This is a genomic window from Arthrobacter sp. T2-23 (assembly GCF_055398325.1).
In genome coordinates, this window is sequence record NZ_AP027917.1 from 1,769,462 (window position 1) to 1,782,152 (window position 12,691).

The window sequence follows — 12,691 nt, forward strand, 5'->3', positions numbered from 1 at the left end:
TGTTGCCCACTATTTCGGGGGTGCCGGAAAATCCCTGCCCGCCTCGTATTTTCTTTGCCGTCAGGCCAGATTTCCGACGGCGGATTCGGCGGCGGCCCGGACCTTCCCGGAGGCGACCAGCAGGTCGGCTGCCTCCAGTTCGGGTGAGAGGAAACGGTCAGTGCCCGGGCCCTCGACGACGTCACGCAGCACCGCGATTACCGCGGCCCCGGCCGGCCCCGGGGTCAGTTCGCCGCCGGAGAGCTGGGTGCGGATGTCCAGGGCCCTGGCCGAGGTCACGAGTTCGATTGCCAGGACGCGGCGCAGGTTCTCCACCGCCCGGCGAAGCTTGCGGGCCGCGTGCCAGCCCATCGAGACGTGGTCCTCCTGCATTGCTGAGCTCGGGATCGAGTCCACCGACGCAGGCACGGCAAGGCGCTTGTTGTCCGAGACCAGCCCGGCCTGGGTGTACTGGGCGATCATCAGGCCCGAGTCGACGCCCGGATCGGCGGCCAGGAAGGCCGGCAGCCCGTGCGAGCGGGCCGGGTCCAGCATCCGGTCGGTCCGGCGTTCGGCGATGGAGCTGAGATCCGCGACGGCGATCGCCAGGAAGTCCAGCACGTAGGCCACCGGGGCGCCGTGGAAGTTGCCGTTGGAGCTGACCCGGCCGTCCGGCAGGACCACAGGGTTGTCGATCGCGGCGGCGAGTTCGCGTGAGGCGACCAAGGCGGCATGGTCCACGGTGTCGCGGACGGCGCCGGCCACCTGGGGTGCGCAGCGCAGCGAGTAGGCGTCCTGGACCTTGGTGTCGTTGATCCGGTGCGAGGCCACGATCGGGGAGTTGGACAGGACCCGGAGCATGTTCTCCGCCGCGGCAGCCTGGCCGGGGTGCGGCCGGAGTGCGGCGTGCAGTTCGGGCAGGAACACCTGGTCGGTGCCCAGCAGCGCCTCGACGCTGAGCGCGGCGGTGATGTCCGCCGTCGTGAGCAGCTGGCGGAGGTCCGCGATGGCCATCAGCAGCATGCCGAGCATGCCCTCGGTGCCGTTGACCAGGGCCAGGCCCTCCTTTTCGGCCAGGGTGACGGGTTCGATTCCGTGCGCGGCGAGGAGTTCCGCGACCGGGCGGGCGGCCTTGGTGCCGTACAGCGTGCCGTCCGGGCCGGTCGCCTCGCCTTCGCCCATCAGGACCAGGGCGCAGTGGGACAGCGGGGCGAGGTCACCCGAGCAGCCGAGCGAGCCGAATTCGCGGACCACCGGGGTGATGCCGGCGTTGAGGACGTCCACCATGGTCTGCAGGACAACGGGCCGGACGCCGGTGCGGCCGGAGGCCAGGGTCTTTGCGCGCAGGAACATGATGCCGCGGACCACCTCGCGTTCCACGGCCGGGCCCATGCCGGCTGCGTGGCTGCGGATCAGGGATTTCTGCAGCTGGGTGCGCAGCCCGCCCGGGATGTGGCGGTTGGCCAGCGCCCCGAAGCCGGTGGAGATGCCGTAGGCGGGCGTCTCGCTGTGTGCGAGCTCGTCGATGTGGGCACGGACCTTGGCGACGGCGTCGAGGGCGTCCTGGGCGATGGTCACGTGGGCGTCGTGGCGGGCGACGGCGACGAGGTCCTCCGGGGTGACACCGCTGGAGCCGAGGGTGACGGTGAGCGGTTCGTGGGTGGTGAGTGTCACTTTGTGGTTCCTTCGTTCATGGGGATGCGGACGCCGCGTTCCTTGGCGACCTGGACGGCCCGGTTGTAGCCGGCATCGGCGTGGCGGATGACGCCCATGCCGGGGTCGTTGGTGAGCAGGCGTTCGAGCTTCTGCGCCGCGAGGCCCGTGCCGTCGGCGACGGAGACCTGGCCGGCGTGGATGGAGCGGCCGATGCCGACGCCGCCGCCGTGGTGGATGGAGACCCAGGTGGCACCGGAGGCGGTGTTGAGCAGGGCGTTGAGCAGCGGCCAGTCGGCGATCGCGTCGGAGCCGTCGGCCATCGCCTCGGTCTCTCGGTACGGGGAGGCGACGGAGCCGGAGTCGAGGTGGTCACGGCCGATCACGATCGGCGCCTTGACTTTGCCCTCCCTGACGAGCTGGTTGAAGAGCAGGCCGGCCTTGGCGCGGTCGCCGTAACCAAGCCAGCAGATGCGGGCCGGCAGGCCCTCGAACTCCACCCGTTCCTGCGCGGCGTCGATCCAGCGGTGCAGGTGCTTGTTCTCGGGGAACAGCTCCTTGATCGCCGCATCCGTGACGGCGATGTCCTCCGGGTCGCCGGAGAGCGCTACCCAGCGGAACGGGCCGAGGCCCTCGCAGAACAGCGGCCGGATGTAGGCGGGGACGAAGCCGGGGAATTCGAAGGCCCGGTTGTAGCCGCCCTTGCGGGCCTCGTCGCGGATGGAGTTGCCGTAGTCGAAGACCTCGGCGCCGGCGTCCTGGAACTCGACCATAGCCTGGACGTGCTTGGCCATCGAGGCTTGGGCCTTCTTGGTGAAACCTTCGGGGTCGGCGGCAGCCTCGCGGTGCCATTCCTCGACCGTGATGCCTTCGGGCAGGTAGCTCAAGGGGTCGTGCGCCGAGGTCTGGTCCGTGACGATGTCCACGGTGAGCTCGCCGGCGTTGTGGCGGCGCAGGATTTCCGGGAAAACCGTGGCGGCGTTGCCGACGTAGCCCACCGACCAGCCGCGGCGTTCTTCCTTGGCTTTGAGGACCTTGGCGATGGCGGTGTCGAGGTCGGTTTCCACCTCGTCGAGGTAGCGCTTGCCGGCGCGGCGGCGCAGGTGGCTCTCGTCGACGTCGACTATCAGGCAGGCGCCCTCGTTGAGGGTGACGGCGAGCGGCTGGGCGCCACCCATGCCGCCGCAGCCGCCGGTGAGGGTCAGTGTGCCGGCGAGCGTGCCATCCTGATCCCCGGTGAGCTTGCGGGCTATCGCGGCGAAGGTTTCGAAGGTGCCCTGCAGGATCCCCTGCGTGCCAATGTAGATCCAGGAGCCGGCGGTCATCTGGCCGTACATCATCAGGCCCTCGGCCTCGAGCCGGCGGAACTCGGGCCAGTTGGCCCAGTCGCCGACGAGGTTGGAGTTCGCAAGCAGCACGCGCGGCGCCCACTCGTTAGTGCGGAAGACGCCGACGGGCTTGCCGGACTGGACCAGCAGGGTCTCGTCCTTTTCCATGGTCTCCAGGGTGCGGGTGATGGCGTCGAACGCTGCCCAGGACCGGACGGCACGGCCGGTGCCGCCGTAGACCACCAGGTCGTCCGGGCGCTCGGCGACCTCGGGGTCCAGGTTGTTCATCAGCATGCGCAGCGGGGCCTCGGTCTGCCAGCTCTTGGCAGTGAGCTCGGTCCCGCGGGCTGCTTTGACCGGGCGGGCACCGGTGGTGAAATCGGCGGGTGCCATGGGGGGGCTCCTTCGTTCTCTGGGGTGGTTCCGGGGACAGGTTCTGTATCAACTAAAGCCTGTCCGCAGGCCCGGAAACAGGGGGTTCGGACGGGTGCTGTCCGGGATGCCAGACCCAACTGACTCGCACTTGTTGTCGTTTTGGGCCGCAAGACGACAACTACTGCGGGTTAGTTGGGCTGGGGCGGCCGTGGATCCGGGCCGAGAGATCGTCCGCGACTTTCTTCACCCGCGCGGCCAGGACCGGCCACTGCTCGGCGGGCAGCTTGTCCTCCAGGAAGGTCACGGCGACGGCGGCCGTGGGCCAGCCGGTGTGGTCTGTCACGGCAGCGGCGATCGACCCGAAGCCCGGCGTCACCTCGCCGTGTTCGGTGGCGTAGCCGCGCTGCCGGACCTGGTCCAGGTGCGAGGACAGCGCGGAGTACTTGGTGATCGGGGATTCCGTCTCATGCCGCGCGCTGAACGCGGCGGCGTTCGGGTACAGCGCCCGGACCTGGGACTTCGGCAACGCAGCGAGGATCGCGCGCCCACTGGCGGTGAGGTGGCTGGGTAGCCGGACGCCGACGTCGGTCACCAGCGAGGGCCGGTTCTTGGCCCGCTCCTCGACGATGTAGAGCACGTCCCGGCCATGCAACACGGCCAGGTGCGCGCTCTCCCCGATCACGTCCACGAGCGTAGCGAGCATCGGCCGGCCGAGCCGGGAGAGCGGCTCCTGCCGGGAATAGGCGCTGCTCAGCTCGAAAGCGCTGATGCCGAGGCCGTACCGCTGTTCCTCATGCAGGTGCAGGACGAAGCCGTTCGCCTCCATCACGCCGAGCAGGTGGTAGACACTGGAGCGCGGCAGGCCCAGGGAGGTGGCAATGTTCGACGCCGCCATCGGCCCGCGCTTGGAGGCCAGCAGTTTCAGGATGCGTAAGGTGTTCTCGGCCGCGGGCACCTTGGATGCCGCCCTGGCCGCCGGCTTTGGCGCGGCGCTGGCGGCCACGATTGGCGCGGCGCTGGCACTGGCAGCTTGCATGTGTTCCTCCTCAACGGGCCGGTGTCCGGTATCCCGTACTTAAGCATGCACCCGGCACTCGGATGCCAGCGGGCACGCTCCAAGTGTTGTGTCTGGTATCCCGGACGTTGGCCGGACGCCGCCGAGGGACTTCCGACCCTAGCCCCGCCGGTGGCGGCGGTGCTTCGCTGGACGCAGCCCCGGACCGCGAGGGAGGACTGCCGTGCGCTGGTTTGCAGGACTGTTTCTGGTCGCCCACGGCTTGGTCCACCTGGCCATCTGGCTGCCGCGGCCGGACGCGAAGGCGCCGTTCGACGTCGGCCGGTCCCCCTTCGCCGGCGAGGTGCGCCGAATGGCCGTTGTTCTGGCCATCGCCGCCGCGGCGGTACTGGGACTCGGCGGGCTGGGAGTCCTCGTGGCGGCGCCGTGGTGGATTCCGGTCACGGTTGCCGGCGCAGGAATCTCCGCGGCCCTGCTGCTGCTCACGTTCAACCCGTGGTGGCTGATCGGGCTGGGCATCAATGCCGCCATCATCGTGCTGGCTCTGCAGCAGGCGAGGTAGCGCGCGTGGATGCCCCGCCGACGGCGTTTCGCAGCGCCGGGCTGAAAGCCGTCAAGACCGTGCACACCCTCGCCTGGTTCAGCATCGAGGCGGCCATGGCCTACGTCCTCTACGCCGGGATCCGGGGACGCTCCGACCGGAAGGCGGGCGTCGCCGGCGGCGTGGTCTTCGCCGAAACGGCGATCTTCGCGGGCAACGGCTTCCACTGCCCGCTGACAGCGGTCGCGCAGCGGCTCGGCGACGCGAGCGGCTCCGTCACGGATATCTACCTGCCGGGGTGGTTTGCCCGGAACCTCCCGGCAATCCATGTGCCGCTGATCGTGCTGGCCGTCGCGCTCCACTGGAGGAATCTCCGGACACGCGTCGGTAGGTCAAGGCGCCCCACGCCCGGGGCAGGACCTAAAATCAGTTATGGTTCCGCTGAGTAATATGCTGGCGTTTGCGCTGGCCTCCGCCGTGCTGATTGCCGTCCCTGGGCCCAGCGTGCTGTTCGTGATCGGCCGGACCCTGGCCTTGGGCCGCAGGGGCGGACTGTTGAGCGTGCTGGGGAACGCGCTGGGTGAACTGCTGCAGATCGCCGCGGTGGCGCTGGGGGTCGGCGTCGTCCTGGCTCAGTCGGTGGCACTCTTTAACGTGGTGAAGTTCGCCGGCGCCGCCTACCTCATCTACCTCGGCATCCAGGCGATCCGGCACCGCGGCGGAAATACGGGTGTCCGCGGCCCTGCGCGGTCGGATTCCGCCTGGCGCGTCCTGCGGGAGGGTTTCATTGTGGGGGCGACGAATCCCAAGTCGGTCGTCTTCTTCGTTGCCGTGCTGCCCCAGTTCGTGGACTATCGCGTGGGGGCCATCCCGCTTCAGCTCGCTACCCTCGGTGCGGTCTTCCTGATGATCGCGCTGGTGTCGGACAGCGCGTGGGCCATGGCCGCCGGGACCGCCCGGCACTGGTTCGCACGGTCACCGCGGCGGATCTCGGCACTGGGCACCACCGGAGGGATCATGATGATCGGCCTCGGCGGCACACTGGCCCTCGTCGGCCAGGCCGGAGAGCTACCCGCGGGTAAGTAGTTCTTGGCTGCAACCCAAGTGGTATGGGTGCTCCCAAGGGGTAGTTGTTACTCGTGTTACTCGCGATGGCGGCCCGTACAGTTGGCGTACGACGTTACCGGACCGGCCGGGTGCCTCCGCTGGGGAGACCTCGGGCCGGTGCGGACCGCCGGGGCCGCACCGCTGACCAGAGCAGCGGCGGGAGCCCACCGCGCTGAGGTGAGACTTAGCGCCCCGGTCTCAGAAACTGGGCGCCAAGTCCCACCTCGGCAGCAGCGGCTCCAGCCGCCCGTGAAGTGGGCGGTCAGCCTAGCGGGCGGACCAGCCGCCATCCATGGTGTAGCTGGCGCCGGTGACCATGCCGGCGTCGTTCGAGGCCAGCCAGGCCACCAGCGAGGCAACCTCCTCCGGCTCGACCAGGCGCTTCACCGCGGCCTCGGTGAGCATGATCTTGGCCAGCACCTCGGACTCCGGGATGCCGTGCACCTTGGCCTGGTCCGCGACCTGCGACTCGACCAGCGGGGTCCGGACGTACCCCGGGTTGACGCAGTTCGACGTTACGCCGTGCGCGCCGCCTTCCAGCGCCGTGACCTTACTCAGCCCTTCCAGGCCGTGCTTGGCGGAGACGTAGGCGCTCTTGAACGGCGATGCCCGCAGGCCGTGGACCGAGGAGAGGTTGATGATCCGGCCGAAGTTGTTCGCGTACATGTGCGGCAGCGCGGCACGGATCAGCAGGAAGGGTGCCTCCAGCATCAGCGTGACAATCCGGCGGAAGTCCGCAGGATCGAAGTCCTCGATGGGGCTGATGCGCTGGATCCCGGCGTTGTTGACCAGGATGTCGCAGTCCAGGCTGAGCGTCTGAAGCGAGTCGACGTCGAGCAGGTTGACCGCCCAGGCGGTTCCTCCCACTTCGTCGGCGAGGGCAGTGGCGGCGGCCTCATTGACGTCGGCCACCACCACCTTCGCGCCGCGGGCGGCCAGTGCGCGGACGGTTGCAGCCCCGATGCCGCTTGCGCCGCCGGTGACCAGGGCCTTGCGGCCGTTGAGCGAATTTTCCATGTACCCAGCCTTCCAGTTCAGAAATTGACGAGTTCTGCAGTTGACATCACGCGGTTCAGCGGACGGCCGCCACGGCCAGGCCTTCACGCTCGGCGTCGAGCCGGTCCACTTCCTCCAGCGCGATGCCCTTGGTTTCCTTCAGGCTAAGCACTGCCACCGTGGTGATGGCGCAGGCCACGACGAGGTACAGGGCGGTGGGCAGCCAGGAACCGGTGTCCTTGAGCCAGGCGGTGGCCAGCAGCGGCGCCAGCGAACCGGCGAAGATCGAGGTGACCTGCGAGCCCAGCGAGACGCCGGCGTAGCGCATCCGGGTGGGGAACAGCTCGGCCATCAGCGCCGGCTGGCCGGCGTACATGAAGCCGTGCAGGCACAGGCCGATGGTCACGGCCAGAACGATGATGACGGCGTTCTTGGTGTCGAACATCGGGAAGGCGAAGAACGGCCAGGTTGCTCCGGAGATGGCGCCGACCAGGTACACGGGCTTGCGGCCCCAGCTGTCCACCAGGCGGCCGATCTGCGGGATGATCAGGAAGTGCACCAGGTGCGCGATCAGGAGCGCCAGGAGCAGCGACGAGGTGTCGTACTTGTCCACGGTCTTCAGGTAGACGATCGAGAAGCTGACCACCAGGTAGTACATGATGTTCTCCGCGAACCGGAGGCCCATGGACTGAAGGATGCCCTTGGGGTATTTGCGGATGACCTCGCGGACGCCGTAGCTGGCGGCCTGTTCGGCTTCCAGCTGCGCCTTGGCCTCGAGGAAGATCGGCGCCTCGGAGACGTTGGTGCGGATGTAGTAGCCAACGAACACGATGACGGCGGAGAGCCAGAACGCCACGCGCCAGCCCCAGCCGAGGAAGTCCGCGGCGCTGAGCGTGTTGGACATGATGAACAGCACCAGGGTGGCCAGCAGGTTGCCCACCGGCACGGCGGCCTGGGGCCAGCTGGCCCAGAAACCGCGTGACTCGTTGGGGCTGTGCTCAGCCACCAGCAGCACGGCGCCGCCCCATTCGCCGCCGAGGGCGAAGCCCTGGATGAAGCGCAGGAGGACCAGCAGGGCCGGGGCAAGGTACCCGATGTCGACGAAGCCGGGGAGGCAGCCCATCAGGAAGGTGGACACACCGATGATCACGATGGTCAGCTGAAGCGTGGGCTTGCGGCCCAGCTTGTCACCGATCTGGCCGAAGACGATCCCGCCGAGCGGGCGGGCGACGAAGCCGACGGCGTAGGTCAGGAAGGCCTGGATGATGCCGTCCAGCTCATTGCCGGTAGCCGGGAAGAAGTACTTGCCGAACACGAGGGTGGCGGCGGTGGCGTAGAGGAAGAATTCGTACCATTCGACGACGGTGCCGACCATCGAGGCGGCCACGATTTTCTTGAGCCCCTCACCCTTGCGGGTTGCGGGGGGTGTAGCGGAGCGCTGTTCTACGCTCATAGAAAACTCCTAGGTGTCCACGGCGACACATTTTGTGGTGCTTGCCGTTGCCGTGCATCCAGCTGTGATGCACGGCACTGAAAATGGGCTTCATCGAGTATTGCCGCAGATTCGCCGCGGCTCAATGGCCAAACGGGCACGAAGTATGTGCAGAATTGCAGATATGAAGGCAAATCCCGACGACCTCCTGGTCCTGCTGGCCGTCTCGCGCTCGGCTAAGTTCACGACGGCGGCCCAGGCCCTGGGCCTGAACCACACCACGGTCTCGCGCCGGATCGCCGCGCTGGAGAAGGCTCTCGGCGGCCGGGTCCTCTCCCGGGCCGCCGGAGGCTGGGAACTGACGGACCTCGGCGCCGCGGCGGTTGCCGTCGCGGAGCAGGTGGAAGGCGCCGTGAGCTCGCTCGAACAGCCCGGAAAGACGCCGGACCCGGTCACCGGCGTCGTGCGGATGACGGCGACGGACGGCTTCAGCGCCTACATCGCCGCCCCCGCGGTCGCCCGACTCCGCCGCCTCCACCCCGGGCTCAGCGTCGAGATCATTACGGTGACCAGGCGGGCGCTGCAGCAGCGCTCCGGACTGGACATCGAGGTGGTGGTCGGCGAGCCGCAGGTGCACCGCGCCGAGGCCGCCCGGCTGGGCGAGTACATGCTCGGCATGTACGCCTCGCGCAGCTACCTGGCGGAGTACGGCACGCCGGCGTCGGTGGACGAACTGAAGGAGCATCCGCTGGTCTACTTCGTCGACTCAATGCTCCAGGTGGACGACCTCGACGCCCCGCGCCGGCTGGTGCCGACCATGCGGGACGGGCTGAGCTCCACCAACGTCTTTGTCCACGTGGAGGCGACGCGGGCCGGGGCGGGGGTCGGTTTCCTGCCGTGCTTCGCCGCGGACCTGCACCCGGACCTGGTCAGGCTGCTGCCGGAGCAGTTCGCTGAGTTGCTGCCCTATTGGATGGTCCTGCGGCCCGATTCGATGCGCCGGCCCGCCGTGGCCGCCGTCGTCCAGGCCCTGCGCGAGCAGACCGACGCGCACCGCGAGGCCCTCCTCGGCCGGGGCGGTCACGCATCGGCTGCTCCGTAGGCGCCCTTTTGGGCCCGGAACAGGACCGTTACGGAGCAGCCGACGACGCCGGACGGGCGGCATCGCCGTCCGCCGACGTCGCCTGGTCGGGCGCCGGCGGGTCGTGGCGGACGGCCGCGCCGGCGGCGAAGGCACGCACCCTGGCGTCGTCCCAGATGTGGGCAGGCACCGCCCCGCCGAGCAGGCGCCGGGCAAGGCCGGGGTCGTCGTCGAACGGCACATCGCTGCCGGCGATGATCATGTTGCCGTAGCGCCGGCCCTTAAGCATGGCTGGGTCGGCGATGATGACCGTGTGCTCGAAGGCCGCGGCGATGGTGGCGGCGTCCTCGCGCGCATTGGCCAGGGCCGGGGCGTCGCCGGAATTCACCAGGTAGATCCCGCCGGGCGCCAGGACCCGCTTGGCGTGCCCGGTGAACTCCGCCGTCGTGAGCGGCCGCGGGGTCACTGCGCCTGCGAAGACGTCGCGGATGATGAGGTCCCGCGTCTGGGGCGTGAGGGTCTCGGTCACTTCCCGGGCCTCCCCCACGCGGAGGCGCAGCAGCGGGGCCTTGGGCAGATCGAACCAGCCGCGGACGTACTCGGCGAGTTTTCCGTCCAGCTCCACCACCACCTGGCGGGCGTCCGGGTAGGCGGCGTGGAAGTAACGCGCCAGTGAGCATGCCCCGCCGCCGAGGTGCAGGGCCCGCAGCTTTGGACGGGTCGACGGTGGCCAGCGTGATTCCACCAGTGCGGCAATCCACCGCATGTACTCGAAGTCGAGGAACAGCGGGTCCGCGAGGTCGATATGCGAGCTCATGACGCCGTTGATCCGCAGCAGCCAGCCGGTCGAATTGTCCTGGTCAGGAATGAGCTCGCAGTCGCCGGTGTCGATGTAATAGACGCCGGCCACGGGTCCGTTCGGGCGCGAACCCTTTGGCACGTCCACCACTCCCGGCGTCGAGGTTGCGGTGTCCCGGCCGGCCGCCCTGCCCCGCTTGGCCATCAGCCGTCCACCGTTTTGCTCATGCTTCAACCCTAGCGGGCAGCCACTCCCCCAATTTGCGGTCCGGCCTTGTAATCGAATGCGAAGCATGCTTAGTATCGACTAGTAATCATGCTTACTATTCGAGTTCGGCGCTGCGGGTTTGCTCCCCGGCAGCAGATCTACAAGGAAAGAGAGCGACGATGACAGAGAACCAGTGGCCCCAGGACGGCAGCTACGGCACCCCGACGGTGACGCAGGCCAACGACACCGAACTGCGGCAGAGCTCGACGTTCCCGCCTGCTTCGACCGGGACGTCCTCGAAGACCGACACCGCCAAGGGCGAAGCGGGCGAAGTGAAGCAGCAGGCCGCGGAATCGGCCCAGAACGTCACCGAAACGGCAAAGGCCGAGGCGGCGAACGTGGCCGGCGAAGTGAAGAGCAACGCCAAGGACCTCCTCGCGCAGGCCCGGACCGACCTCACGGCGCAGGCCGGCACGCAGCAGCAGAAAGCCGCCGAGGGCCTTCGCTCCATCTCCAGCGAACTCCACACCATGGCAGCGGCCTCGGACCAGCCCGGCGTCGCCACCGACCTGGTCCGGCAGGCCGCCGAGCGGTCCTCGTCCGTGGCCACGTGGCTCGACAACCGCGACCCCGGTTCGCTGCTGAACGAAGTGAAGTCATTCGCCCGCCAGCGCCCCGGCACTTTCCTGCTGGCCGCCGCCGGCGCCGGCATCCTGGCCGGGCGGCTCAGCCGCAGCCTTAGCGCCGGAGCCCCGGAAACGTCCTCCGCCGGCACCGCCGCGCAGTACAACGCCCCGGCCACCCGGATACCCGATGCCGGCGTCGCGGTCCCCCCGCCGCCGGTGGGCTACCCGGAGACGACGACGGCCGGCATGGCCGGAACGTATCCGGAGCCGACGACGGCCGGCGCCGCCGAAACGTACCCGCCCAGCCCCCTTGAGGGATCAGGCACCCAGGCCGACCCGTGGGCCAATGACCCGCTGACCGCCGACCCGTACCGCATCGATCCGAGCGTCGACCCCGACCGTAAGGATCCGTTCGACGGAGGCCGTCGATGAGCAGCGAGATGCCCACGGGCGCCCCGATGCCTCCCACCGAGGCCCATGTGAAAGCCGAAACGAACTCCCTGGGCGACCTGCTCGGTGACGTCACGCGGGACATGTCCACCCTGATGCGTCAGGAAGTGGAACTCGCCAAGGCCGAACTGAGGCAGACCACGAGCCGGGCAGGCAAGGGCGGCGGCATGTTTGCCGGTGCCGGCGTCGCAGGCCACTTTGTCCTGCTGTTCCTCTCCCTCGCCCTCTGGTGGGGGCTGGGAACCCTGATGGGACTGGGATGGTCCGGCGTCGTCGTCGCGATCATCTGGGGCATCATCGGCGCCGTGCTGGCCTCGATGGGCCGCAAGGAACTCAAGGCGATCAAGGGCATGCCGCAGACCGCGGAGACCCTCCAGGAAATCCCCCCGACCCTCAAGCCCAGCCACTAGAGCGAGGAAAACACAATGAGTGAAAACCCGGATGCCATCCGCGCCGACATTGAAGCAACCCGCGCCCGGCTCGGCACCAACGTCGACGCCGTGGCCGACAAGGTCACCCCGTCGCACATCGTCCAGCGCCAGACTGACAAGGTCAAAGACGCAGTGTTCGGAGTGAAGGAGAAGGTCATGGGAGCAGCCGACCACACCACCGGCAACGTGCATTCCGCGGGCGGCAGCGCCGCCTCGCACCTGAACGACGCCGGTTCCGCCGTCGCCGACGCACCGCACCAGGCCAAGGTGAAGACCCAGGGCAACCCGCTCGCTGCGGGCCTCATCGCCTTCGGCGCCGGCCTGCTGGTGTCCTCGCTGATTCCGGCCAGCACCAAGGAGCGGGAGGCCGCTGACGCGTTGAAGACAGCTGCCGAGCCGCTCACCACCGAGCTGACCGAGGCCGCGAAGCACGTGGCCGAGGGCCTGAAGGAACCTGCCCAGGATGCCATGGAGAACGTCAAGGCCACCGCCGCCGACGCCGCCCAGAACGTCAAGGGTGAGGGTCAGATGGCGGTCGCCGATGTGAAGGACCGCGCCGCCGACGCCAGGGACAACGTCCAGCAGGCCTAGCCCGACCCGGCAGACGGCCGGCTGCCCCGCTGACGCGCTGGGCGGCCGGCCGCTGCGCTTAACCACGAAAGAAGATTCCG

At 68.8% G+C, this 12,691-nt stretch carries 13 protein-coding genes; 7 read left to right on the top strand and 6 right to left on the bottom strand.

Annotated features, from left to right (window positions below; genetic code table 11):
• Positions 1 to 60: 60 nt before the first annotated feature.
• The 3 genes from hutH to ACZ5Z0_RS08140 form a co-directional block, all read right to left on the bottom strand.
• Positions 61 to 1,653, bottom strand: a complete 1,593-nt coding sequence (hutH, locus tag ACZ5Z0_RS08130) for a histidine ammonia-lyase (RefSeq protein ID WP_464107956.1) — start codon at positions 1,651 to 1,653, stop codon at positions 61 to 63.
• The gene (locus ACZ5Z0_RS08135) at positions 1,650 to 3,353 is read right to left on the bottom strand and encodes a urocanate hydratase (RefSeq protein ID WP_464107957.1); all 1,704 of its coding nucleotides are present in this window, start codon (positions 3,351 to 3,353) and stop codon (positions 1,650 to 1,652) included. The genes hutH and ACZ5Z0_RS08135 overlap by 4 nt, the downstream gene beginning before the upstream one ends.
• Positions 3,354 to 3,513: 160 nt before the next feature.
• Entirely contained in the window at positions 3,514 to 4,371 is an 858-nt protein-coding gene (locus ACZ5Z0_RS08140; protein ID WP_464107958.1) for an IclR family transcriptional regulator, read from the bottom strand.
• A gap of 202 nt (positions 4,372 to 4,573) precedes the next feature.
• Between ACZ5Z0_RS08140 and ACZ5Z0_RS08145 the strand changes: the two genes are divergently transcribed.
• Genes ACZ5Z0_RS08145 through ACZ5Z0_RS08155 form a run of 3 tightly spaced genes read left to right on the top strand, consistent with a single transcriptional unit; the run spans position 4,574 to position 5,977 of the window.
• Positions 4,574 to 4,912 (top strand): hypothetical protein, encoded by a 339-nt coding sequence (locus tag ACZ5Z0_RS08145; RefSeq protein ID WP_464107959.1) that lies wholly within the window; start codon positions 4,574 to 4,576, stop codon positions 4,910 to 4,912.
• A gap of 5 nt (positions 4,913 to 4,917) precedes the next feature.
• Complete coding sequence (locus tag ACZ5Z0_RS08150) at positions 4,918 to 5,340, top strand: hypothetical protein (protein WP_464107960.1); 423 nt, start codon at positions 4,918 to 4,920, stop codon at positions 5,338 to 5,340.
• Positions 5,324 to 5,977, top strand: coding sequence for a LysE family translocator (locus ACZ5Z0_RS08155; RefSeq protein ID WP_464107961.1), 654 nt, complete (start codon positions 5,324 to 5,326; stop codon positions 5,975 to 5,977). Before ACZ5Z0_RS08150 ends, ACZ5Z0_RS08155 begins: the two co-directional genes overlap by 17 nt.
• A 288-nt stretch (positions 5,978 to 6,265) precedes the next feature.
• Here ACZ5Z0_RS08155 and ACZ5Z0_RS08160 read toward each other — a convergent pair whose 3' ends face one another.
• Positions 6,266 to 7,015, bottom strand: coding sequence for a 3-hydroxybutyrate dehydrogenase (locus tag ACZ5Z0_RS08160; protein WP_138767683.1), 750 nt, complete (start codon positions 7,013 to 7,015; stop codon positions 6,266 to 6,268).
• A gap of 55 nt (positions 7,016 to 7,070) precedes the next feature.
• On the bottom strand, positions 7,071 to 8,447 hold the full coding sequence (locus ACZ5Z0_RS08165) for an MFS transporter (RefSeq protein WP_464107962.1): 1,377 nt from the start codon (positions 8,445 to 8,447) through the stop codon (positions 7,071 to 7,073).
• A 163-nt stretch (positions 8,448 to 8,610) separates the two neighbouring features.
• Here ACZ5Z0_RS08165 and ACZ5Z0_RS08170 point away from each other — a divergent pair, with 163 nt between their 5' ends.
• Positions 8,611 to 9,528, top strand: coding sequence for a LysR family transcriptional regulator (locus ACZ5Z0_RS08170; protein ID WP_464107963.1), 918 nt, complete (start codon positions 8,611 to 8,613; stop codon positions 9,526 to 9,528).
• A gap of 28 nt (positions 9,529 to 9,556) precedes the next feature.
• Here the strand turns inward: ACZ5Z0_RS08170 and ACZ5Z0_RS08175 are convergent, their stop codons facing one another.
• Complete coding sequence (locus ACZ5Z0_RS08175; RefSeq protein WP_464107964.1) at positions 9,557 to 10,510, bottom strand: spermidine synthase; 954 nt, start codon at positions 10,508 to 10,510, stop codon at positions 9,557 to 9,559.
• A gap of 182 nt (positions 10,511 to 10,692) precedes the next feature.
• On the opposite strand from ACZ5Z0_RS08175, the gene ACZ5Z0_RS08180 reads away from it, so the two are divergent.
• The 3 genes from ACZ5Z0_RS08180 to ACZ5Z0_RS08190 are packed head-to-tail and all read left to right on the top strand — an operon-like array spanning position 10,693 to position 12,611.
• Positions 10,693 to 11,571 (top strand): ATP synthase subunit B family protein, encoded by an 879-nt coding sequence (locus ACZ5Z0_RS08180; RefSeq protein WP_464107965.1) that lies wholly within the window; start codon positions 10,693 to 10,695, stop codon positions 11,569 to 11,571.
• Positions 11,568 to 11,999, top strand: coding sequence for a phage holin family protein (locus tag ACZ5Z0_RS08185; RefSeq protein ID WP_464107966.1), 432 nt, complete (start codon positions 11,568 to 11,570; stop codon positions 11,997 to 11,999). The genes ACZ5Z0_RS08180 and ACZ5Z0_RS08185 overlap by 4 nt, the downstream gene beginning before the upstream one ends.
• Positions 12,000 to 12,014: 15 nt before the next feature.
• A complete protein-coding gene (locus tag ACZ5Z0_RS08190; RefSeq protein ID WP_464107967.1) occupies positions 12,015 to 12,611 on the top strand; it encodes a DUF3618 domain-containing protein in 597 nt (198 codons plus the stop codon).
• Positions 12,612 to 12,691 lie beyond the last annotated feature (80 nt).

Coding starts and splice junctions, on each gene's coding strand:
- ACZ5Z0_RS08135 (WP_464107957.1), bottom strand. CDS start 3,353: ATGGCACCCGCCGATTTCACCACCGGTGCCCGCCCGGTCAAAGCAGCC.
- ACZ5Z0_RS08140 (WP_464107958.1), bottom strand. CDS start 4,371: ATGCAAGCTGCCAGTGCCAGCGCCGCGCCAATCGTGGCCGCCAGCGCC.
- ACZ5Z0_RS08155 (WP_464107961.1), top strand. CDS start 5,324: ATGGTTCCGCTGAGTAATATGCTGGCGTTTGCGCTGGCCTCCGCCGTG.
- ACZ5Z0_RS08160 (WP_138767683.1), bottom strand. CDS start 7,015: ATGGAAAATTCGCTCAACGGCCGCAAGGCCCTGGTCACCGGCGGCGCA.
- ACZ5Z0_RS08165 (WP_464107962.1), bottom strand. CDS start 8,447: ATGAGCGTAGAACAGCGCTCCGCTACACCCCCCGCAACCCGCAAGGGT.
- ACZ5Z0_RS08170 (WP_464107963.1), top strand. CDS start 8,611: ATGAAGGCAAATCCCGACGACCTCCTGGTCCTGCTGGCCGTCTCGCGC.
- ACZ5Z0_RS08175 (WP_464107964.1), bottom strand. CDS start 10,510: ATGGCCAAGCGGGGCAGGGCGGCCGGCCGGGACACCGCAACCTCGACG.
- ACZ5Z0_RS08180 (WP_464107965.1), top strand. CDS start 10,693: ATGACAGAGAACCAGTGGCCCCAGGACGGCAGCTACGGCACCCCGACG.
- ACZ5Z0_RS08185 (WP_464107966.1), top strand. CDS start 11,568: ATGAGCAGCGAGATGCCCACGGGCGCCCCGATGCCTCCCACCGAGGCC.
- ACZ5Z0_RS08190 (WP_464107967.1), top strand. CDS start 12,015: ATGAGTGAAAACCCGGATGCCATCCGCGCCGACATTGAAGCAACCCGC.